The 23,039-nt window shown below is 36.8% G+C and carries 14 protein-coding genes and 1 pseudogene; 3 read left to right on the forward strand and 12 right to left on the reverse strand.

Annotation, left to right across the window (positions count from 1 at the left end):
* The first annotated feature begins 23 nt into the window (after nt 1-23).
* The gene (bcp, locus tag PU02_RS04655; protein ID WP_053944290.1) at nt 24-506 is read left to right on the forward strand and encodes a thioredoxin-dependent thiol peroxidase; all 483 of its coding nucleotides are present in this window, start codon (nt 24-26) and stop codon (nt 504-506) included.
* Nucleotides 507-616: 110 nt separating this feature from the next.
* Here the strand turns inward: bcp and prfB are convergent.
* From prfB to PU02_RS04670, 3 genes are all read right to left on the reverse strand, one after another.
* Nucleotides 617-1,748 (reverse strand): peptide chain release factor 2 gene (gene prfB / locus PU02_RS04660; protein ID WP_144417877.1). Its coding sequence is split into 2 segments (ribosomal slippage): nt 617-1,678 and nt 1,680-1,748, totalling 1,131 coding nucleotides; the frame shifts between segments, so codons are not numbered across the junction.
* 155 nt (nt 1,749-1,903) lie between these two features.
* Nucleotides 1,904-4,357, reverse strand: a complete 2,454-nt coding sequence (locus PU02_RS04665) for a penicillin-binding protein 1A (RefSeq protein ID WP_414947390.1) — start codon at nt 4,355-4,357, stop codon at nt 1,904-1,906.
* 143 nt (nt 4,358-4,500) lie between these two features.
* A complete protein-coding gene (locus PU02_RS04670) occupies nt 4,501-5,748 on the reverse strand; it encodes an N-acetylmuramoyl-L-alanine amidase family protein (RefSeq protein WP_053944672.1) in 1,248 nt (415 codons plus the stop codon).
* Between the two features lie 594 nt (nt 5,749-6,342).
* Between PU02_RS04670 and PU02_RS04675 the strand changes: the two are divergent.
* Nucleotides 6,343-8,398: pseudogene (locus PU02_RS04675) on the forward strand (Rne/Rng family ribonuclease); the annotation flags it as partial.
* Between the two features lie 539 nt (nt 8,399-8,937).
* Here PU02_RS04675 and PU02_RS04680 read toward each other — a convergent pair.
* A complete protein-coding gene (locus PU02_RS04680; RefSeq protein WP_053944292.1) occupies nt 8,938-9,555 on the reverse strand; it encodes an invasion associated locus B family protein in 618 nt (205 codons plus the stop codon).
* A 250-nt stretch (nt 9,556-9,805) separates the two neighbouring features.
* Here PU02_RS04680 and PU02_RS04685 point away from each other — a divergent pair, with 250 nt between their 5' ends.
* The gene (locus PU02_RS04685) at nt 9,806-11,629 is read left to right on the forward strand and encodes an extracellular solute-binding protein (RefSeq protein ID WP_053944293.1); all 1,824 of its coding nucleotides are present in this window, start codon (nt 9,806-9,808) and stop codon (nt 11,627-11,629) included.
* An 82-nt stretch (nt 11,630-11,711) separates the two neighbouring features.
* Here the strand turns inward: PU02_RS04685 and mfd are convergent, their stop codons facing one another.
* From mfd to nuoN, 8 genes are all read right to left on the reverse strand, one after another.
* Complete coding sequence (mfd, locus tag PU02_RS04690; protein WP_053944294.1) at nt 11,712-15,203, reverse strand: transcription-repair coupling factor; 3,492 nt, start codon at nt 15,201-15,203, stop codon at nt 11,712-11,714.
* Nucleotides 15,204-15,208: 5 nt separating this feature from the next.
* A complete protein-coding gene (locus tag PU02_RS04695; RefSeq protein ID WP_053944295.1) occupies nt 15,209-15,499 on the reverse strand; it encodes an FAD assembly factor SdhE in 291 nt (96 codons plus the stop codon).
* A gap of 74 nt (nt 15,500-15,573) precedes the next feature.
* Entirely contained in the window at nt 15,574-16,254 is a 681-nt protein-coding gene (locus PU02_RS04700) for an ABC transporter ATP-binding protein (RefSeq protein ID WP_053944296.1), read from the reverse strand.
* The gene (locus PU02_RS04705) at nt 16,254-17,522 is read right to left on the reverse strand and encodes a lipoprotein-releasing ABC transporter permease subunit (protein WP_053944297.1); all 1,269 of its coding nucleotides are present in this window, start codon (nt 17,520-17,522) and stop codon (nt 16,254-16,256) included. Before PU02_RS04705 ends, PU02_RS04700 begins: the two co-directional genes overlap by 1 nt.
* 11 nt (nt 17,523-17,533) lie before the next feature.
* Nucleotides 17,534-18,862, reverse strand: a complete 1,329-nt coding sequence (gene proS, locus PU02_RS04710) for a proline--tRNA ligase (RefSeq protein ID WP_053944298.1) — start codon at nt 18,860-18,862, stop codon at nt 17,534-17,536.
* A 185-nt stretch (nt 18,863-19,047) separates the two neighbouring features.
* A complete protein-coding gene (locus tag PU02_RS04715; protein ID WP_053944299.1) occupies nt 19,048-20,724 on the reverse strand; it encodes a ribonuclease J in 1,677 nt (558 codons plus the stop codon).
* A 52-nt stretch (nt 20,725-20,776) separates the two neighbouring features.
* Nucleotides 20,777-21,580, reverse strand: a complete 804-nt coding sequence (locus PU02_RS04720) for a biotin--[acetyl-CoA-carboxylase] ligase (protein WP_053944300.1) — start codon at nt 21,578-21,580, stop codon at nt 20,777-20,779.
* Nucleotides 21,577-23,037 carry an NADH-quinone oxidoreductase subunit NuoN gene (gene nuoN / locus PU02_RS04725; protein ID WP_053944301.1) on the reverse strand — a complete coding sequence of 487 codons (1,461 nt, stop codon included), beginning with the start codon at nt 23,035-23,037 and terminating at the stop codon, nt 21,577-21,579. Before nuoN ends, PU02_RS04720 begins: the two co-directional genes overlap by 4 nt.
* Nucleotides 23,038-23,039: the final 2 nt, after the last annotated feature.

Below are 23,039 nucleotides of genomic sequence, written 5' to 3' on the forward strand. Positions count from 1 at the left end.
GAACTTAAAGGAAGGATAACCACATGGCACAGCTAATACAAGGTGATATCGCCCCTGATTTTAAATTGTCACGTGATGGTGGAAATCAATTGCAGCTTTCTAGTCTTCAAGGAAATCCTGTCGTTTTATACTTTTATCCCAAAGATGACACAAGTGGTTGCACAAATGAGGCAGTCAATTTTTCCCTTTTAAAGGGAGAATTCGATAAAATAGGAGTTACTGTTATTGGTATCTCTCCAGACAGCGTAGAGAAACATAATAAATTTAAAGAAAAACATAAACTTGATGTTATTCTTGTATCTGATGAAGAAAAAAATACCCTTCAAGATTATGGTGTTTGGGTTCAAAAAAGCATGTATGGGCGCCAATATATGGGTGTTGAACGTACTACTTTTTTAATAGACTCAAGTGGAAAAATAGCAGCAAAGTGGCAAAAAGTTAGTGTGCCTGGACATGCAGAAAAAGTTTTGGAAGCTGCACGTGAGTTATGCAGTAGACTATCATAGATTATCCGTAGCTCTTATCTGTCCATATTTCTTGTAAGCAAGGTGTTTATAGTAAAAAATAAGCTAAGGTTATAGATTCTGAATAAAGTAGAGTATGTACACATCTAACATTATAAATTGGAATCTTTAGTTTTCTTATTTTTTCCGTAGATACGCTGTGCAAGTGCTGCTTCTATGAATATATCTAAATCACCATCAAGCACAGCCTGTGGGTTAGTGTTTTCAGTGCCTGTACGCAAATCTTTAACAAGTTGGTAAGGTTGCAGAACATAAGATCTAATTTGATGTCCCCATCCAATTTCTGTTTTAGAAGCTTCAACAGCACTTGTTTCTTCTTCACGCTTTTTCATCTCTTCTTCATAAAGGCGCGCGCGTAACATAGACCAGGCTGTAGCCTTATTTTTATGTTGAGAGCGCTCTGTTTGACACTGCACAACAATCCCTGTTTTCACATGAGTAATACGAACTGCTGAATCCGTTGTGTTAACATGTTGTCCTCCTGCTCCTGATGCACGATAGGTATCAATCCGAACATCTGCTTCTGAAACATCAACTTCAATATTATCATCAATAACCGAGTAAACCCAAACACTCGCAAATGATGTATGGCGCCTTGCGTTTGAGTCATACGGTGAAATTCGTACCAAACGATGAACTCCTGACTCTGTTTTCATCATACCATAAGCATTATGCCCTTTAATAAGGATCGTAGCTGACTTTATACCTGCTTCTTCCCCATCATGAATCTCTAGCATATCAACTTTCATTTTGTGTTTTTCAGCCCAACGAGTATACATACGCAAAAGCATAGAAGCCCAATCCTGACTTTCTGTACCACCAGCACCAGCGTGAATTTCTAAATAAGTATCATTAGAATCTGCTTCTCCAGAAAGAAGCGTATCAATTTGGCGCTTGTCTATTTCATGCTTAAGCTTACGTATTGTGTTCTCTGCATCAACAACAATATCTACATCCCCTTCCTCTTCACCCATTGCAATTAATTCAACAGACTCCTCAAGAGTCCCTGTAAGAGACTGAATAGAATTGATAGAATCCTCAAGATACTGACGCTCACGCATCATATCCTGTGCTAACTGCGCATCATCCCACAGAGAAGAATCCCCTACTCTTTTATTAAGATACTCAAGGCGCTTTAATGACTGATCCCAGTCAAAGATGCCTCCTTAGCAGTTGAAGCGCTTTTTCTATCTCGTTAACTAATGTTTCTATCTCTGTTCTCATAATTTAATATCCTAAAGTCATATTCTCCTAACGTCATTTCTCATGACAATCCGTTATCACCCCTTACAGTGAGAAATGAACCCCCATTCCTTAATAATTTACCAGCTAAAATCCTATAACATAGAATAAACCAACTTACCTATCTTAAGTTTTTACTAGTATAATCCACCAACTCCACTTTCAATTGCTTTATTGACCTGTGGCGAAGTTGTTACCGCTGAGACACCTTCTTGAAAAGAGTTTGTTCCACCAATAACCTGATACATGTCAACAGGACCTGTTCCTGGTTTAAACGCTTCAATAATGACATCCTCGTCTCCTGCCTCAGCAAGCATACCTGTTTTGCGATTAATTGGTAATAAAATCATATCACTAGGCACTTTAAATGGAACATCCGGTTTATCTTTTAACGCATCTTTTATAAACTCTCCAAAAATAGGAGTTACCAACGAACTCCCGGTCTCATAATGCCCTAACGAAGCTGGTTGATCATACCCAAGAAAAAAACCAACAACGAGATCGGGTGTAAAACCTAAAAACCATACATCCTTAGAGTCATTCGTCGTACCTGTCTTACCCGCGAGATGACGATTGAGATGACCCAAATGCCTTGCTAAAGAACGTTGAACAACTCCCTCCATCATCGAGGTAATTTGGTAAGCAGTCATGGGATCTAGAACCTGATCTCTTTCATCAATGAGTGTTGGTTCATCTTGATTATTCCATAATTGAACATTACAGTTTTCACATAATCGGTTATCATGCCGGTATATAGTCTTTCCATAACGATCTTGAATTCTATCAATAAGAGAAGGTCGGATAGAACGTCCTCCATTCGCAATGACCGAATAAGCTGTTACCATGCGTAAAACCGTTGTTTCACCAGCTCCCAAGGCCATAGGAAGATAAGGTTGTAGCTTATCTGTAACACCAAAACGCTCTGCATACTCAGCAACTAAACCCATCCCCATGTCATTAGCAAGCCTAATGGTCATGAGATTACGGGAGTGTTCAATCCCATAACGCAATGTTGAAGGCCCTGCAAATGTTCCACCATAATTTTTTGGTTTCCAAACTTCACCATTGCTTTGGCGAACTTCAACAGGACCATCCAGAATAACTGATCCCGGCGTATATCCATTATCAAGTGCAGCTGCGTAAACAAAAGGTTTAAACGAAGAACCAGGTTGACGGTAAGCTTGCGTTGCTCGATTAAATTCAGATATAGCGAAGGAAAAACCACCTATCATTGCGAGAACACGTCCCGTATGAGGATCCATTACAACAGCTGCTCCTTGAATTTGAGGCACTTGCTGCAAATTATAGGTACCACTTTTCTCCGATTGTTCAACAAAAATAACATCCCCAACATGCAGAACATTTGATAAATTCTGAAATTTTTTATGATGGCCATTTTCATTGATAACTTTTAACGCCCACCCTGATTGCTCCAGAGATAATGTGGCAATCTCCCGTTTTGTTGATAACAAACCTGAATCTTCACGTTGCGGCTGCAAACCAATGCTTATTTTATCCTTGTGAGAAGACAAAACAACCGCTAAAGTCCATTCAGGAACATCGCTTAACCTAGAGATTTTAGCGAGTGCTTTCCCCCAATCCCCTTCACTACTAATTTTTCGGTAAGCTCCACGCCACCCTTGTGCACGATCAAACTTAATTAAACCATTCTGCAATGAACGCCGTGCAATGAGTTGCAAATTAGGATCCAATGTCGTACGCACCGAAAGCCCACCTTCATACAAGGTTGTAGCTCCGTAGCGATTTATAAGGTCACGACGAACCTCTTCCGTAAAATAATCGGCTGCAAAAACATAGCTGTCTTTTCCACGTAACTTCACCCCTAAAGGTTTCTTTTTGGCCTCTTCAGCTTCCTCTGACCCAATATACCCGTTAACAACCATTCGGTCTATAACCCAATTACGCCGTTCAATAGCACGTTGTGTATACTTAAATGGATCATAATTTGCAGGAGCTTTCGGAAGAGCCGCTAGATAGGCGCATTCTTCCAGAGAAAGCTCATCAACAGATTTACCAAAATAGGTCAATGATGCTGAGGCAACACCATATGAGCCATGGCCAAGATAAATTTCATTAAGGTATAATTCAAGAATATGATCTTTCGAATAAGTTTTTTCAATACGCATTGCAAGAATAGCTTCTTTCAATTTACGCCTAAATGTTACGCTCGAATCCAGTAAGAAATTCTTAGCCACCTGCTGTGTAATCGTTGATGCCCCCTCTAAACGTCGACCAGAACCAATATGCATAATATTATTGACTAAAGCTCTAGAAATTCCCTCAGGATCTAAACCAAAATGACTGTAAAAATTCTTATCTTCAGCAGAAATAAAGGCTTCTTGCAGAGATGATGGGATTGATTGAATTGGTAAAAAAAGGCGATTTTTTGTAGCAAATTCAGCCATAAGACTACCATCAGCAGCATGAAAACGTGTCAACACAGGTGGTTCATAAAGGGAGAGAACTTTATAATCAGGAAGTGAATCAGCATAGCTGACCCCCACTGCCGTCCACACCATAACTACATAAAACACAATAAGAGAAAAAATATGAAAAAGATATCTAAAAATAATCATCGTAAAATAGGTATCCCCTTAATGTTACAGAGTGATAATGATCATACTCTACCTTCAAGCATCAGGATTATTGAATTTTAAAAATGCAAGGTAATTTCACCCATCCTGATACATATACCTTAATGCATAATAAATTTCTATGGAAATGAAATAATCTCTTGATGGTGCAACGAAAATTGATAGATAGAACGTGCAATAGAAGAAGCCATTTTTTTTCTCCATTCAGAATCGTTCAGTAATTTCTCATCCTCTTCATTAGACAAATAGCCTATCTCTATAAGAACAGACGGCACATCCGGAGCTTTTAAAACCTGGAAATCAGCATACCGATGAGGATTATTGATTAAATGAATATCATCCTGCGACAAATTTAAGATGATGCGATCAGCAAAATTAATCGAAAATGTATGTGTTTCACGCCGAGCAAGATCAATTAAAATATCTGTAACTTCAGAAAATTCTTCTGTAGGAAATCCACCAAGGAGATCAACTTTATTTTCACTTTCAGCTAAAGTCTTTGCCATTGCATCAGATGCTTTATCTGATAAGGTATAAACTGTGGAACCTCGAAGAAAAGGAGTGTTAATAGTATCTGCATGAATAGATACAAAAAGATCAGCATTGAATCTTTGTGCTTTTTGAACTCTCTCTTTCAATCTTAAAAAAACATCAGAATCGCGCGTTAGAATTACATTAATGTTGTTATATTTTTTCAGTGCATCTCGCACTGCACGCGCAAAAGCTAAAGTTACATCTTTTTCTAAAACTCCAGTAACACCTTTTGCACCACTATCAATACCACCATGGCCAGGATCAAGAACGACACGAAAATGATTCCCAAAATCAGGCTGCTTTTTTGTAATATTACCAACCTGTTTCTGCCCCTGTGATGCTGCATTCTGCTCCTGTAACGCTGCATTAAACTGCTGTTGTGTAGTTTGAGTAATGTCAATTAACACTTGCCATAAATTTTCATGTAATTTCTGTACAACACTTTTTTTAACAGAAAAAGCAGCCTTACTTGTAACAATGACACGTGATTCCCGCACATTTGAAAAAATATAGCTCATATCAAACAGCATAGCCGGTAATACGTTTTCTTCCTTTATAAACGTATTTTTTTTCATTAAAGGTAAATTAATAATTAAACGTGCTGGCTTATCTAAAATCTGTAAATGAAAGCGTGGTTCAGAACTAAAAGCCGCAATAATTCGTACATTCGTATTATCACCAATAGCACGCAAACTTACTAATCCAAACGAATCAGCAGCCTGAACACTTACTTGATACATCAAAAAAAATAGCAAAAAATGTATAAAATGCTGAATAATACTCAAATAAGAATGAGATGCTCTCAATTTTGTCACAGAGACGCACCACACCATAAGAAAAATCCCTTTTATTGTACTAAAATCTTCAACTACCACATATAAATGGCGATACTCAATACACTCCATCTTTTCTGACAAGTATAAAAATTTTTCACCAAAAGAAAAATTATGGAATAATTATACTACCGTAGTGACCATTATATTAGCACTTGCCAAAAATACGATATCAACATAAAAGGGTACTTACGCTTCCTAAGTAGCAATGACCGTCTGATTTGACTTGTGTTGTTAGTGGTTCTTTTGGATTATTTTAGAGGGTTTATTTCATGGTTATGAAGCAGAATTTAAAGTAAAGGATCCTTAACAAAACCTTCATAAGGCAAGGTTGTGTTTTTCGAGGATTCACATGTTCAGATATCTGGACTATTTCGAAATTATTTTGCTGAGGACTTGTAAAGGTTATGAGTCGTACAAAACAGGTGAAAATGGTTAAAAGTATGATGCAAGCAAAGATGCGTTTGTGCACTGCATCCCGTCACATTGTTATGTCAGCACCTACGTTTTATGGCAGACAACTTTTTTCATCTACGGATAATTATACTGTTTTCCTAGATAAAGTTGTGCATACTGTCTTCGGGATTATAACTTATGTCAAACAAAATGCTCATAGATGCCTCTCATCCAGAGGAAACACGTGTTGTTGTCGTTCAAGGCAACAAAATTGAAGAACTTGACTTCGAATCAGAACATAAGAAGCAGCTCAAGGGGAATATTTACTTAGCACGTATCACACGTGTAGAACCTTCGCTTCAAGCAGCTTTTGTAGAATATGGTGGTAACCGTCACGGTTTTTTGGCGTTTTCAGAAATTCATCCTGATTATTACCAAATTCCGATTACTGATCGCCTCGCCCTTATTGAAAGAGAAGAAAAAGCTGCTTCTCACGAAGATGATCTTTATGGTCTTGATGAAGAAAAAAATCAGCATAAAAAAAAATCGAAAAAAAGAAATGAGGCTTCTGTTGCTGTAAATGTTGAAAGTAGCACTGCATCTAAGATGGTAATAGCTGATGATGTAGAGGATTCTTTTGATACGCAAACTGCCGATGATGACATTGAAGTCGTTAATGCAGAAGACTCTTTTGAAGAGATCTTCTCTTATCAACGCAAGCAAGAGCGTCAATATAAAATTCAAGAGGTTATTAAGCGACGTCAAATTTTGTTGGTGCAGGTTATCAAAGAGGAACGTGGTAATAAGGGAGCAGCGCTTACAACTTATTTGTCTCTTGCAGGCCGCTATTCTGTTTTGATGCCAAATACGGCACGGGGTGGTGGTATCTCACGAAAAATTACCAATGTGCAAGATCGTGAACGCCTCAAAGAAATCGTAAAAGGATTGGCTGTTCCTAAAGGAATGGGGGTAATTTTGCGAACAGCTGGAGCAAATAGAACAAAGGCTGAAATTAAACGTGACTACGAATACCTCATGCGATTGTGGGAAACTGTTCGCACTTTAACTCTTAAATCAACAGCTCCCTGTCTTGTTCATGAAGAAAGTAATTTGATCAAGCGTTCTATTAGAGACCTTTATAATAAAAATATTGATGAGATTCTCGTATCTGGAGAGCAAGGCTACCGTGAAGCCAAGGATTTTATGCGCATGCTTATGCCAAGTCATGCAAAAGTTGTTCAACCTTACAATGATCCTGTACCTATTTTCACACGCAATGATATCGAAACGCAACTTGATAAAATGTTGCATCCACATGTTTCTCTTAAATCTGGCGGTTATCTCGTTATTAACCAAACAGAGGCTCTTGTTTCTATTGACATAAATTCTGGTCGTTCTACAAAAGAGCATTCTGTTGAAAAGACAGCGCTACAAACTAATCTGGAAGCTGCTGAAGAAATAGCACGTCAGCTACGTCTTCGTGATTTAGCTGGTTTAATAGTAATCGATTTTATTGATATGGTTGAGAATCGTAATATTAGACTCGTCGAGAAAAAATTAAAAGATTGCTTGAAAAATGACCGTGCTCGCATTCAAGTTGGTCGCATTTCTCACTTTGGTCTTATGGAAATGAGCCGTCAACGCATTCGCATATCAGTTTTAGAAAGTACAATGCAACCCTGCCCTCATTGCTCTGGAACTGGTAACATACGCTCTGCATCTTCAATCGCTTTACACGTTATGCGCTCAATTGAGGAGTACCTTTTACACAATTCTCAACATAGTATCATTGTGCGGACACCTGTAACAACAGCTCTTTACGTGCTTAATCACAAACGTCATGTTCTCGTTGATTTAGAAAAACGCTTTAATTTGAGTATTAACATCGAAGCGGATGATACTATTGGAACGCAGCATCTCGTTATTTCTAAAGGAACTCCTATAAAGGATGATATTTTTGCGGTAATATCTGAAAATAACGATACAGCAAAAATTAAAGTTGTTCCAAACGTGGAGAAGGAAGTTGCCGTAGATGAGCCATCCGTAAAAAATAATCAACAACGTCGGCGTAAAAATTATCAAAACGAGGTCCATGAAGAAGAAACCCAAAATGATGAAGAATCTCACCGTCGTGGACGTCGTGGAAATCGTCGTAATCAAAAGAATGGCTTTCGTTCACCTCGTATTCCTTATGCAGAAGCAGTTGGAGATTTTGCTAAACAAGCCTTAGCAGAAATTAAAGCAACAATGCGTCGTCGTCGCTATGTTCCAAACGCAGAGCCTGTTGGATTTAGCGAAAATGCAAACGATAAAGAACAAAATATTTCTTCAAAAACCAATGGCCATAAGTCTAAAAAGCGTGAAGTTTTTCCTGAAAAAACACCCGCACAAATTTCTGAAGCTGATGAACAACCAATAACAAAAGAAGAGTCTCCTAAAAATAAACTCATCGCTAGCTTTGCTCGCAAATTTAAAAAGAGAAAAACCAATGAATCTGTTCACAAACAATCGTAGAATATGATGCTAAAAATTAGAAAATTGGCACAAAAAGGTTATCTAGGTAATTGAAATATTAAGATAAAGGAGCTGCATAAGAAGAAACAGTTAAATAAATTTCGAATTATAGGCTATAGATAAAAAGCCTGAAGTTTCCTATAAGAAATCAAACATCCTTCTTGATAGAAACACGGGAATTTTTTTTAAGACTAAGGCGCATACAAAATCATAACTTCGAAGAACCTGTTAAAAGAATAATGTACATAACGCAACGTAACTAATATGAATTAGCTGGGGTCATAGATTTTTTTTGGCCTTTTCTTGCTCAGCTCGCATACGATCTTCGATTTCCTTTTGCCTGGATTGAACAGCCTGTTGCAACTTCATTTGTTCTTGCTGAAAGGTTTTCTCGTCTACACTGGCTCCTGTATATGCAGCAGTAAAGCCATTAAGAGAAAACTCTATAGGATTAGCAGAACCCCGAAAATTAACCGTAGTAATCGTCATTTTTGAGCCAGCTCTCATAGCAGAAATCAATTTGTCATCTAGGATATCGTTCGCGATACAGCTTTGTGCATTGCATATAATGTAAGGAATTTTCTTGGAAAAATTATCTCCAACTTGGATATGAACACCTTCTGGTAAAAAACGACCTGTAGGAACCTGAATACCTATACGCTTCTCATTTTGCTTTCCTCCTTTGATGTCAACCAAATTAACGGAAGTTAAAGGTTGTCCTGTATTTGAAATAACAGTATTCATTGTGTTGCAAATATCGTTATCTCCTTGCTTATCACAAATCTTATACCATCCCTGCGACAAAGCCTGTGCATGTGCTGAAACACAAAAAGTTAGGAAAAAAGAAGAAGCCCCAGCGAATACTGTAATGGCTGTACGAATATTTTTATGCAACATGATTAGTGAATCCTTCAATGCGCGGCCCATGCAATAACTTTAGCAGTAAAATATTAAATAGAATTTTTGATCACGTCTATAAAATTAATAACCAAAAATAACATATTTTATATTTTAATAGAAATTTTATACAATTTAAGTTAAATTTTAGATAAACTTATACTTTTGTAAAGCTGTTTCTTTTTATAAAATTAATTTTCAAAATAGAAAATCAGAAAAATTTCTTGTAATATTGTTGAAGTAAAATTTTATGTCCTTTTACATTTCCCATTTTTTTATTAAGATTCCTTTTATTTTAGCTATCTTTCTTCTTTACCATGAAGCCACCGCAAGTGGTATTGCAATGCATGGAACACCAAAATTATCTGATGATTTTGATCACTTTCCTTATGCTTCTCCCACTAAAATCAATCAAGATGGTAAAATAACCTATGGTGTTGTGGGAACATTTGATGGATTAAATCCATTTGTTATTCGTGGCTTTAGAACGACCGCAAGAGGACTCTTCGCTGATGAGCAATTTTCTGGCCTTGTTTATGAGACAATGATGGTACGTTCTCGTGATGAACCTTTTACACTCTATAGTTTATTAGCAGAAAAAATTGAGCTCAATGATGAACGTACTGAAATCACTTTTTTTCTGAATCCCAAAGCGCGTTTCTCAGATGGACAACCTATAACGATTGAAGATGTTCTATTTACAATCGAACTTCTTAAAGAGAAAGGTCGTCCTCCATTTAACAGATATATGAAAAACATCGAATCCGTGGAAATCATCGGTAACCACGGCATTAAGATGCGTTTCCCAAACTCAAAAGATCGTGAACTTCCATTGCTTTTAGCGGGAAGTATGCCAGTCTTACCTAAACATGCTATTAATATTAATAATTTCGAAAAAAATGGTCTTACTCAAATACCAGGAAGTGGTCCATATATTATTGATCGTGTTAATCCTGGTGAACGAATTGTTTACAAAAGAAATCCTGATTATTGGGGTAAAGACCTTCCTGTTAACAAAGGATTGAACAATTTTGAAACCATTCAAATTGAATATTTTTTGAATGATACAGCACATTTTGAATCTTTTAAAAAAGGTCTCATTGATGTTTTCATTGAAGGATCTGCCAACGCAAATCGCTGGCATTTTTCTTATAATTTCCCAGCAGTTCAAGAAGGGAAGATTATTAAAGAAAGTTTTTTAAAAAAGACACCTGCTGATACGATTGGCTTTGTCTTTAATACACGTCGTTCGATTTTTGAAGACAGAAAAGTTCGACAAGCATTATCGATGATTTTTGATTTTGAATGGGTTAATCATCATCTTTTTAATAATGTCTATAGTAGAATAGAGGGATATTGGGCAGGATCTATTCTTTCTTCTATAGGAAAATCAGCTAACAAAAAAGAACGGGAACTTTTAAAACCTTACCCTGATGCAGTTCTTCCTGATGTGATGAGTGGAAATTGGCACATGCCAAAAACAGATGGTTCAGGAATGAGCCGACTAACAGCCCAAAAAGCATGGATTCTCTTGCAAGAAGCAGGTTTTACAAGAAAAAATAATAAAGCTATTGCCCCTAATGGCATACCTTTCAAATTTGAAATTATGACGCAAACACTTAATGAAGAAAAAGTAGCTCTTGCTTTTAAAAGCAGCTTATCACGACTTGGTATCGATGTTGATATCAGAACTGTTGATGATACACAGTATCAAAACCGACTGGGAACATTTGATTACGATATGATTATTGGAAAATTACGGAATTCCTTATCACCAGGAAATGAACAGATAAATCGTTGGGGATCAACTTCTAGAAATTTAAAAGGAAGTTTTAATTTTGCAGGAGCAGCTGATCCCGCAATAGACGCAATGATAACAGCAATGCTCGACGCACGCTCAACCGAAGAATTTATCGCTGCAGTCCGTGCTTTAGACAGAGTCCTTATTTCCGGGAGTTACTACATACCACTCTATCATATACCCGAACAATGGGTAGCCCGTTGGTCACATATTAACCACCCTTCTTATACATCACTTTACGGATATCACATTCCAACTTGGTGGCGTGAATAAAGCAGAAAACTTGATCTATTTATTACAATTACGAAATGCTAAACACTAATGTGTGGCTTTGCGTAAAAGATTTTAAAATAAATCACTCCGTTATCATATTCGAAAGATCTGTCATAATAGCCTCTGCTTCCAACAGCCTTTTTTCCACCGTTGAACAATCACGAATGAAAACAATACTTTGGTCTGAACGAATTTTTGCAGTTGTACCCTGTTCCCCAATCCACTTAACAAGATCAGTAGTATTATTAAAATGGTTATTACGAAACTGGATAACAATTCCCTTTGGTCCAATATCCAATTTTTCTACAGATGTTTTCCGACACAGTGCCTTGATATAAACCATCTTCAGAAGATACTGCACTTCGATTGGAAGAGGACCAAAGCGGTCAATTAATTCACTCCCTAATTCATTGATTTTTTCTAAATAACTAAGTTCCATTAAACGACGGTAAAGGCTTATACGCAATGATAAATCAGGAACAAAATCTTCTGGTATAAGAGCTGTTACACCAAGCGAAATTTGAGGTGACCATTGACCATCGACATTACATTTTCCTTCCTTTAATTCAGTAATAGTTTCTTCAAGCATTTTTTGATATAATTCAAATCCAACTTCCTTGACATGTCCTGATTGCTCTTCCCCCAGTAAATTACCTGTACCACGAATATCCATATCATGACTAGCTAATTGAAAACCGGCACCTAAAGTATCAAGAGATTGCAAAGCTTTAAGGCGACGATCGGCCGCAGGATTCAAAATTCTACCAGCAGAAAAAGTAAAAAGCGCATAAGCACGTTGTTTTGAACGCCCTACTCTGCCTCGTAATTGATAAAGTGCAGAAAGACCGAACATTTCAGCACGATGTACAATTAAAGTGTTCGCAGTTGGGATATCAATTCCTGACTCAATTATAGTCGTTGAAAGCAAAACATCATATTTGCCATCACAAAACGCATTCATGATATCATCGAGTTGTCCAGCCGGCATTTGTCCATGCGCTACAACAAATTTTAGCTCAGACACATACTTTTTAAGGTATTCTTCTACATATGCAATATCAGAAATACGAGGACAAACATAAAAACTTTGTCCTCCACGATAATATTCACGAAGCAGTGTTTCACGTACCACCAATGCATCAAAAGGTGAAATAAAAGTGCGGACTGCCATTCTATCAATTGGAGGAGTAGTGATTAATGAAAGTTCACGTAATCCTGATAGAGCAAGCCCTAAAGTTCGTGGTATGGGTGTCGCAGAAAGTGTGAGTACATGAATATCACTTTTAAGTTTTTTCAAATATTCTTTGTGTTTTACGCCAAAATGCTGCTCTTCATCAATAACTAGTAACCCTAATCGTAAAAAATTAATTTTCTCACTCAATAGTGCGTGTGTTCCAATAACAATATCAACTGTGCCATCTGCAATTGCCTTTTTACTTTGTAGTAATTCCTTAGCCTGCACTAATCTTGAAACATGACAGATTTTAACTGGTAATCCTTTAAATCGGGAAGAAAAAGTCTTATAATGCTGTCGTGAAAGCAAGGTTGTCGGTACAACGATAGCAGTTTGATAGCCATTTAATGCAGCAACAAATGCGCTACGCATGGCGACTTCTGTTTTCCCAAAACCAACATCGCCACATATTAATCTATCCATTGGTTTTCCTGATGCTAAATCGCCTAACACTGCATCAATTGCGCTGATTTGGTCTTCTGTTTCTTCGTGAGGAAAACACGCAATAAATTCATCAAAAAGCCCTACTGGGGGAATAAGAACAGGCGCAGAACGCATGGCACGCTCTGCAGCAATACGGATTAATTGTTCTGCACTTCTTAACAAATGTTTTTTAAGACGCGCTTTACGTGTTTGCCATGCAGCTCCCCCTAATTTATCAAGTACTATGCCTGTACCTTCTGATCCGTAGCGTGATAAAAGCTCGATATTCTCGATAGGTAAAAATAATCGATCACCTCCAGCATATATAATTTCAAGACAATCGCGTAAAATTTCATCTACCTTAATTGTTTTAAGACCAACAAATTGCCCGATCCCGTGATCTATATGGACAACAAAATCTCCAGAATTTAATGCAGCTATTTCGGAAATAAAATGAGCGCTGTTTTTGCGTCTTTTTGATGATCTTATTAAGCGATCACCAAGAACATCTTGCTCTGTTATAACAACAAAATCTTCAGATTCAAAACCATGATCAATCGGTATAACAGCAGCTAATGTATGCTTATATGGTGCTTTTTTTACAGTACTGAAGGAATGAACAATTTCTATTTTTTTTAACCCATATTCATCAAGGACCTGTAGCAGGCGATTCATAGATCCTTCGCTCCAACAGGCTAAAAGCACCTTTTTTTCTAAAGATTGAAGTGAAACAATATGATCAACCACACTAGAAAAAACATTTTTATCTTTTTCATTACGCTCTTTTACAAAATCATATCCTGCTGTAACGTTTGCATGAAAAATCATTTTTCCAAAAGATTTTGGAACATTGAAGGGCGTGAAATTCATACACAACCCTAATCGTTCTCTGCATACTAAAATTTGACTTGGTGTCATGTAAAGAAGATCTGGATTTACTGGACAGTAAGAAACATCACTGGCCTCATCCTTTTCATGTTCTTTGCGAGCAATATAATAATCTTTAATAAGATCGTAGCGCTTTTCCAAAACTTCTTCTATGCAATTTTCAAAAACAACAGGAGCATCACCACAATAATCAAAAAAATTATCAAGTTTTTCGTAAAAAAGTGGCAACCAATGCTCCATACCAGAGAAACGTCTCCCTTGAGAGATAGCCTCATAAACTATGTCATTCGCCTGCGGTACACCAAATGCACGAATATAATTGCCCTTAAACCGACTAATGAGTTCTTGTGTGAGAACAACTTCACTCATTGCCTGCAAAGAAAACTCAACTTTATTTGCTATTGTCCTTTGTGTTTCTACATCAAATGTGCGAACTGTTTCTAAGGTATTACCAAAAAAATCAAGACGCAAAGGATTGCTTTCACTTGGAGGAAAAATATCAATAATTCCTCCTCTAACAGCAAATTCACCAACATCACGCACAATAGAAACACGTTCAAAGCTATTACGCTCTAAGTAATGAATGATATCATTCATATCAACACATTGGCCAACACGCATATGGATGGCTTGGTTTTCAACTATTGTACGTGGTGGTAATTTTTGAATGATAGCATTTGCTGTTGTCAATATAATTGCAGAACATGGATTTTTATGCAAATTTAATATATTCGTCAAAGCTGAAAGACGGCGTGCCGTGACAAGAATTCCCGGTGATACACGATCATACGGTAGGCAATCCCACGAAGGAAAATTGAAAACTGGCAAATGGGGATCTATAAAGTTTAAAATTTTCTGCAAATAGGTTATTTTTGTTTCATCACGAAGCACGTAAACGAATGGTTTTCCTTGGAAAATCTCTGTGCATAGTTGGGAAAGAGCAAAGGCTTCAGTTCCATCAATTACATTATCAAAAATAATCAAATTACGCGTATTCTTAGGAAGAACAATTTTTTTAAATATAGACATAATGATTAATTAAAATTTTTAAAAAAGCAATAATTGATGATATCACGAAAAAGAAAACTATCTACTTTAGATGGTGGGGAAATTTTTCCGGTGATCCACTCTAATAAATCGCTGTCGTCAAAAGACATGATATATTCAAGTTCAGAAACCGTCTGATCACTCATATTATGGATATGTGCATCAACATATTGCCCTAAAATCAAGTCCATTTCACGAATACCTCTATGCCATGCACGAAAAACTAATCGGCGACGACGCTCATCTAATTGAGAACTATCAATTACAAAAGTTGCCATTTAAAACCCCTAATAAATAATAATAAATGTAAAAGGCTGTATTCTTTTTTTAGAATAAATTTAGAATCTCATTATCAGGGAATCTCAACAATTTTTCTTCCTTTAAGTGTAATTCTACGATGCATTTGTTTAGCTAAAGCATAGTTATGTGTTGCAATAATAGCAGAAAGACCAGATTGACGAACAAGAGAAGACAAAGCCTGAAAAACATGAGATGAAGTTGCTGGATCAAGATTACCTGTGGGTTCATCTGCTAACAATATAGAGGGTGCATTTGCCACTGCGCGCGCGATCGCAACCCTTTGTTGTTCACCACCCGATAATTCTGATGGACGATGCTTAGCACGATGAGAAACACGCAAATATGCCAATAATTTTAATGCACGATCTTCTGCTACTGATTTTTTCAGTCCTGATATCATTTGCGGTATCATCACATTCTCCAAAGCTGTAAACTCTGGAAGTAAATGATGAAATTGATAAACAAAACCAATATCATCTCTTCTCATTGCTGTTCGCTCACTATCAGAACATTTTGAGCAAGAGATGCCACGCAACAAAACATCACCAGATGTCGGCCTTTCCAACAATCCAGCGATATGAAGCAATGTCGATTTTCCTGCGCCAGATGGTGCAATAAGTGCTACAAGTTCCCTACGATTAAGGGTAAAATTGGCTTTATCTAAGATAACTAAAGGACTATCATTATTAAAAAAACAATGCTCAATCCCAACAAGCTCTAAAATAGCGGACATTACTCATACCTTAATGCTTGAACGGGATCTAACTTTGCAGCTCGCCACGCTGGCAGCAATGTAGCAATAAATGACAAAAATAAAGCCATCATAACAACCATCATCGTTTGTCCTAATTCAACACGTGCTGGTAATTTTGTTAAAAAGTACAATTGAGGATTAAAAACATCAACATTAAAAAACCACGATATAAAACTTTGAATGTGATTAATATTTGTGGTTGTAATAATAGCTAAAATTAAACCAAGCATTGTTCCAATAAATCCAATCATCATGCCAGTAATGATAAATATACACATTATTGCACTTTTATGGGCTCCCATCGTACGTAAAATTGCAATATCACTGCCTTTGTCTTTTACAAGCATCACCAATCCTGAAATAATATTTAAAGTTGCAACAAGGACAATCAAAGACAAAATAAAAAACATAACATTTCTTTCAATCTGTAAAGCCGAAAAAAAAGCCTGATTACGCATACGCCAATCAGTTAGATAGATTCCTTGATCGACTTCTTTTATTATCGTTGATTTTATTTGATCAATATTATCAGGATCATGAATAAATAACTCTAATGATTGAATTTTGTTTCCAAGATTAAAAAACGCCTGAGCTTCACGAAGAGGCATAAAAATAAAAATTGAATCGTACTCAGACATGCCTATTTCAAAAATAGAAATAATCTTATAGGCCTTAGCACGTGGCATAACACCAAAAGGTGTGATATCACCATCTGGCGTAATAATACGAAGACTATCTCCAACCTGAACACCTAGCCTTTCTGCTAAACCGCTTCCAATAGCAACTCCTTCTTCTTCATCAAATTTATCAAGAGAACCTGACTGTATATTTTGAGAAATTATGCTAAGCTTTTCCAGATCTTCTTGACGCACGCCTCGCACTAAAGCGCCAACCCCTCCACTAATGTTTCCCTGAACAAGAGCTTGTCCTTCAACAATAGGCAAAACAAACTTCACACCATTCACCTTCTCTAAACGATGAATGAGAGCATCATAATCAGCGAAATTAGATTCCACTGTTTGCAGGATGAGATGTCCATTTATGCCAAGAATACGGTCAAGAAGCTCTGTACGAAAACCATTCATAACCGCCATAACAACAATTAAAGCAAAAACCCCCAACATTATCCCAATTAAAGAAATAATTGAAATAATTGATGTAAACATATGTTTTTTATTTGGAATCATGTAACGAAAAGCAATCATCCACTGATAAGATGAAAACTTTTTTCTATTCAAATCATTCATAAAATAACGGCCTATAAACTCCGAGAAAACATATTAAGAGCAGCTTCAACTGTCAAAACTTCTCTCGTACCCGTTTTTCGATCCTTAATCTCAACTTCATTTTGTAAAGCCCCCTTGGGACCAACAATAATCTGCGTTGGCAAACCAATCAAATCCATTGTTGAAAATTTTGACCCAGGACGCTCATTCTTATCATCTAATAATGGATCAAAACCTGCATTTATAAGACCCTGATAAAGGGTTTCACATATGTGATTACATTTTTCATCATCTGGTTTTATATTAATAATACCGAAATCGAATGGAGCTATCTGCTTAGGCCAAATTATACCATTTTCATCGTGAGAAGCTTCAATTACCGCAGCTACAAGACGGGAAGGTCCTATTCCGTAAGATCCCATAAAAACTGGACTCTCTTTTCCATCCTTTCCCATAATTTTTACCCCCATTGGAATAGAATATTTGGTACCAAAATAAAAAATATGTCCTACTTCAATGCCACGTGTCGCAAGCCTATTATTTTCAGGAACTTTACTCCACTCTCTTTCATCATGCATTTCCTCTGTTGCAGCATAAGGAGCTGTCCACTGCTTAACAATATTTTCTAAAGTGGCACTATCTTTGAAATCAGCCGTGATAGAAGAAGTTGTCATTTCAAGCAATCTCCTATCGCAGAAGATAGTGCTTTCACCTGTTTCAGCTAAAATAATAAATTCATGGCTTAACTCACCGCCAATAGGACCGGTATCCGCACGCATAGGGATCACCTGAAGACCAGTACGAAAAAATGTACGCAGGTAAGCAACAAACATTCGATTATAAGATATCTTCGCACTATCGTAATCAAGATCAAAAGAATAGGCATCTTTCATCAAAAATTCTCGTGAGCGCATAACACCAAAACGCGGACGAATTTCATCTCTAAATTTCCACTGAATTTGATAAAGATAAATAGGAAGATCTCTATAAGAACGAATGTGGGAACGAAAAATATCCGTTATCATTTCTTCATTCGTTGGCCCATAAAGTAAATCACGTTCTTGACGATCCTTAATACGCAACATTTCAAGACCATAATCATCATAGCGCCCACTTTCACGCCAAAGATCTGCAGATTGAACCGTAGGCATCAATACTTCTAAAGCCCCTGCTCTCTCTTGCTCTTCACGAATAATAGCACAAATCTTATCAAGTGCCTTCTTTCCTAATGGTAACCAAGAATAAATCCCTGAGGTTTGTTGACGAACCATACCCGCTCGCAACATGAGCCGATGCGAAATAATTTCCGCTTCTTTAGGATTTTCTTTTAAAATGGGAAGGAAATATTGTGAAAGACGCATCGAAGTTGTTAAATCCTAATAAAATCTGCCGAATCGAAACAGTAAAAAATACCTGTATTGCATCATAGCTACATTCTAAAAAAATTCCAATGCACATGAATTTTATATCAAAGTTTATACTATTGTCCTTTATCCAGGATGAATTCAGTTTAAAAGTCTCTTCTTCTGCATCAAGGAGTGTACTCTTATTTTGATCTATGTACAAAAACTGTACAAACAGGTTTTTTTCCCCAAATTTCATTAACAATTGCTCTAACAGCAAGGCATACTGCCTTTTGAAGAAGATTATCATCTTTTCTTTTATTACGCGAAATAGTCTGAATAGTATCTTCTATGACATCTAAAAGGATATCTTTTAATAATTCTCCATTTCCATCCTTTGCAGGTAAACCAAACGTAAAAAGACCAATATCATCGGACAAATCATGCTTACTACTTATATGGAGAGAAATAGAAATACAGCCAACGTAACTTAACTTACGACGTTCACTAATACCAAGATCATTCTCATTTCCAAGTAGGTAACCGTCTTTATAAATTCTTCCAACAGAGATTTTTTTAACAATTTCCACTGGACCTGGTGCAAGACGAAGTACATCACCATTTCTAATTTTAGCAACAGTTTTAATGCCAGCCTGACGTGCTAAATCTGCTTGAGCTTCAAGATGCATAGCTTCACCATGTACAGGGACAAGTATCTGTGGTTTTACCCAATCATACATCTGTAAAAGTTCTGAACGGCGTGGATGCCCCGAAACATGAACGAGAGCGTTATCATTTGTAATAATTTTAACTCCAAGATCAACTAAACGATTTTGTATATCAATAATGGCTCGTTCATTTCCTGGAATATTTCGTGATGAATAAATAACCGTATCACCGGGAAAAAGAGAAATATTTTTCATCGCATTGCGTGAAAGTTTTGCTAATGCAGCACGCTCTTCACCTTGACTTCCTGTTACGATTAAAACCACATTTTCTCTTGGAATAGAAACGTAATCATCTTCCGTTATAAACGGTGCCAAACCATCCATATAGCCAAGCTCTTGTGCTACCATATAGCTACGTTTTAGAGAACGTCCAACCAAAAAAACTTGACGCCCAACAGATTCTGCAGCAAGCGCAATAGAACGTATTCGACCAATATTGGATGAAAACGTTACAATTGCAACCTGACCTTTAGCTTCCGAAATAATCGTAGCAAGGCTTTCTTGAACTTTTTTCTCTGGTGGAGATACATCATTCTGAAATGCATTAGTTGAATCACAAAGTAATGCTAAGATCCCTTCATTTCCTAAAGCGCGGAAACGTTTTTCATTTGTTTTCTTTTCAAAAAAAGGAGTTTGATCAATTTTCCAATCTCCAGTATGAAGCACTGTCCCTAGGGAAGTAGTAATTACTAAAGAAACAGCTTCTGGTATTGAATGACTGACAGCAATAGCTTCAATTACAAAAGAACCAACTTGAAAGCTGTCACCATCCTCAAAAATATTAATTAAAATTTCACTGAATTTGAAATCTGATCTTTTCTTGCTCTCTAATAATCCTGCTGTAAAAGGGGTACAATAAACCGGAACTCGAAGTCGTGGCCACAAATCAAGGACAGCGCCGTAGTGATCTTCATGTGCGTGTGTTAAAATCAAGCCACATATATTGTGTCTTTCATTTTCCAAAAAATGAATATCCGGAAAAATAAGATCTACTCCTGGCAATTCAGGACCAGCAAAACTAACTCCCATGTCTACAAGCAACCACTCACGACAATCCTTCGGGCCTAATCCATAAGCAGCTAGATTCATCCCTATTTCTCCCACCCCTCCCAAGGGGAAAAAAACCAGTTGATCCCCGTCAACAGCAACCATACATGTCTCCTCTTAAAACCACCTTCATCTACGGTAAAACAAATTTTGTAAACTAACGGTCATCTGCATGAACAGAATGGGCAAGACCAAAATGAACATCTCCGACTGTTACGATCGTTCGCTGACCATCTTCTTGTTTTACAATGCAGTTAAAATTATAATCAAGGCCATCAAAAGTACCTAAAATGGTCTTCCTACCATCGATCATTTTAATATCTTTTCCCAAACACGAAGAATGTGAGAGCCATTTTTTACGAATGATATCACTCCCTCCTGGTCGTTTCCAAAGGAGATAATTTTGAGCAAAGTACTTTGTCAAGGAACTAAATAATTGTTCTTTTTCAATATGTAAACCAACTTTATGCATACTTGATGTTAAATACGGTGCATCCTCATAATGATGTTTTATATTCATACCAATACCAATGATCAATGCACAGCTTTGAGAAGGTAATTCAAATAACTCAAGTAAAATCCCAGAACTTTTCGCTCCTTCAAGTAAAATATCATTTGGCCATTTTAACTTAATAATATCAATAGATTTTTTTTGATCTTCTATAAATTCCCCTATGGCTTCTACCATACTCACACCAGCAACAAAACCCAACTGAGAAGCCGTTTTATGAACAATATGATCATTTAATAAGAGACTAGCATATAGATTCCCTCTCGGGCTGTTCCATAATCTTCCTCTCCTAGCTCTTCCTTGTGTCTGCACTTCTGCAGTAACCCAGAGATAACCCGGATGACCTTCTTTTGCCCTTTGCTGTGCAACTAAATTTGTTGATCCAATTGTTTCATATGATTCACAAACATATCCTTGCTCTCGTGCAAAATCCGACAATACGTAAGTCATGTTAAAAATAACGATATTGCTGCTTTCTCTGCAAACTCAGCAAGCAAAGAACCAAGAAAAACATAACATAAAACAAAAATTCCAGATCCCCAAAGACAAATCTTCAACTCCCTTGGCAAAATAGCAAAATCAACCTTGGCATCATCAAACCACATAATTTTAATGATACGTAGATAATAAAACGCCCCAATAACAGAAAAAACCACGCCAATTACAGCGAGTGGAATAAGTCCTGCATAAACAGCTGCAGAAAATGCATACCATTTACCAAAAAAACCAGCCATGGGCGGCATACCTGCCAACGAAAAAAGCTGTATAGTCATAATGGTAGCCATGAACAGATCAGTCTTCGCTAACCCTGATAAATCATGAATATCCTCAACATATCTGTCATTCAATCGCATTCCAAGGATAAAGGAAAATGAACCAAGTGTCATGACAAGATAGATGGTCATATAAAGGATAACACCTTTTATTCCCAATATATTCCCAGAAGATAATCCTACAAGGACATACCCCATATGACTGATCGATGAATAGGCCATTAAACGTTTAATATTATTCTGACCAATAGCAGCAAATGCACCCAACCCCATAGATGCAATTGCCATAAAAATTAAAATCTGTTGCCAAGCAGGCATAAATGCATCGGCTTTCCCTAACGGAATGAATGTAAATGCAATGATCCGGATGATTAATGCCATTGCTGCGATTTTAGAAGCCCCTGCAAAAAACGCTGTAATAGGCGTAGGCGCTCCTTCATAAACATCGGGTGTCCACATATGAAATGGAACCGCAGAAATTTTGAAAGCTAAACCCGCAAAAATAAAAACAATTCCTAAAAGAATGCCTAAATGCGAAGCCTGATCGCTTAAAACAGCAGATATTTCACGAAAACCAATTTGACCTGTAAACCCATAAATTAAGGAAATTCCATAAAGTAATAGTCCTGAAGATAAAGCACCTAAAACGAAATATTTCACACCTGCTTCAGAAGACTTTACATTATCACGATTAATGGCAGCTAAAACATACAAAGCTAAAGATTGTAACTCTAATCCCATATAAAGTGACAGCATATTTCCAGATGAAATCATAAACATCATACCAAGAGTCGCCAAAAGAACTAATATAGGAAACTCAAACTTATTTAATTTTTGAGAGCAGGTAAAATTAACAGACATAACGAGGGAAAATAAAGCACCGGTAAGCGTTAAAATCTTCATATAACGACTAAATGGATCAATAATGAGCGCATTCGTGTAAAAGAAACCGTCTTGACGAAAAAAAACTATTGAACAAATTGTTACAGCAAGAAGAAAAATTGCTAAACAAACAATCGTTAAATATGAACGAGCACCAGAATAAGCACCTATCAAAAGTAGCACCATCACTCCCAACGCTATGATAATTTCTGGAAGGATTAATATTAATTGAGCCATTATTTCAGTTTGCATGA

The sequence above is a fragment of the Bartonella ancashensis genome (assembly GCF_001281405.1).
Lineage (GTDB): Bacteria > Pseudomonadota > Alphaproteobacteria > Rhizobiales > Rhizobiaceae > Bartonella > Bartonella ancashensis.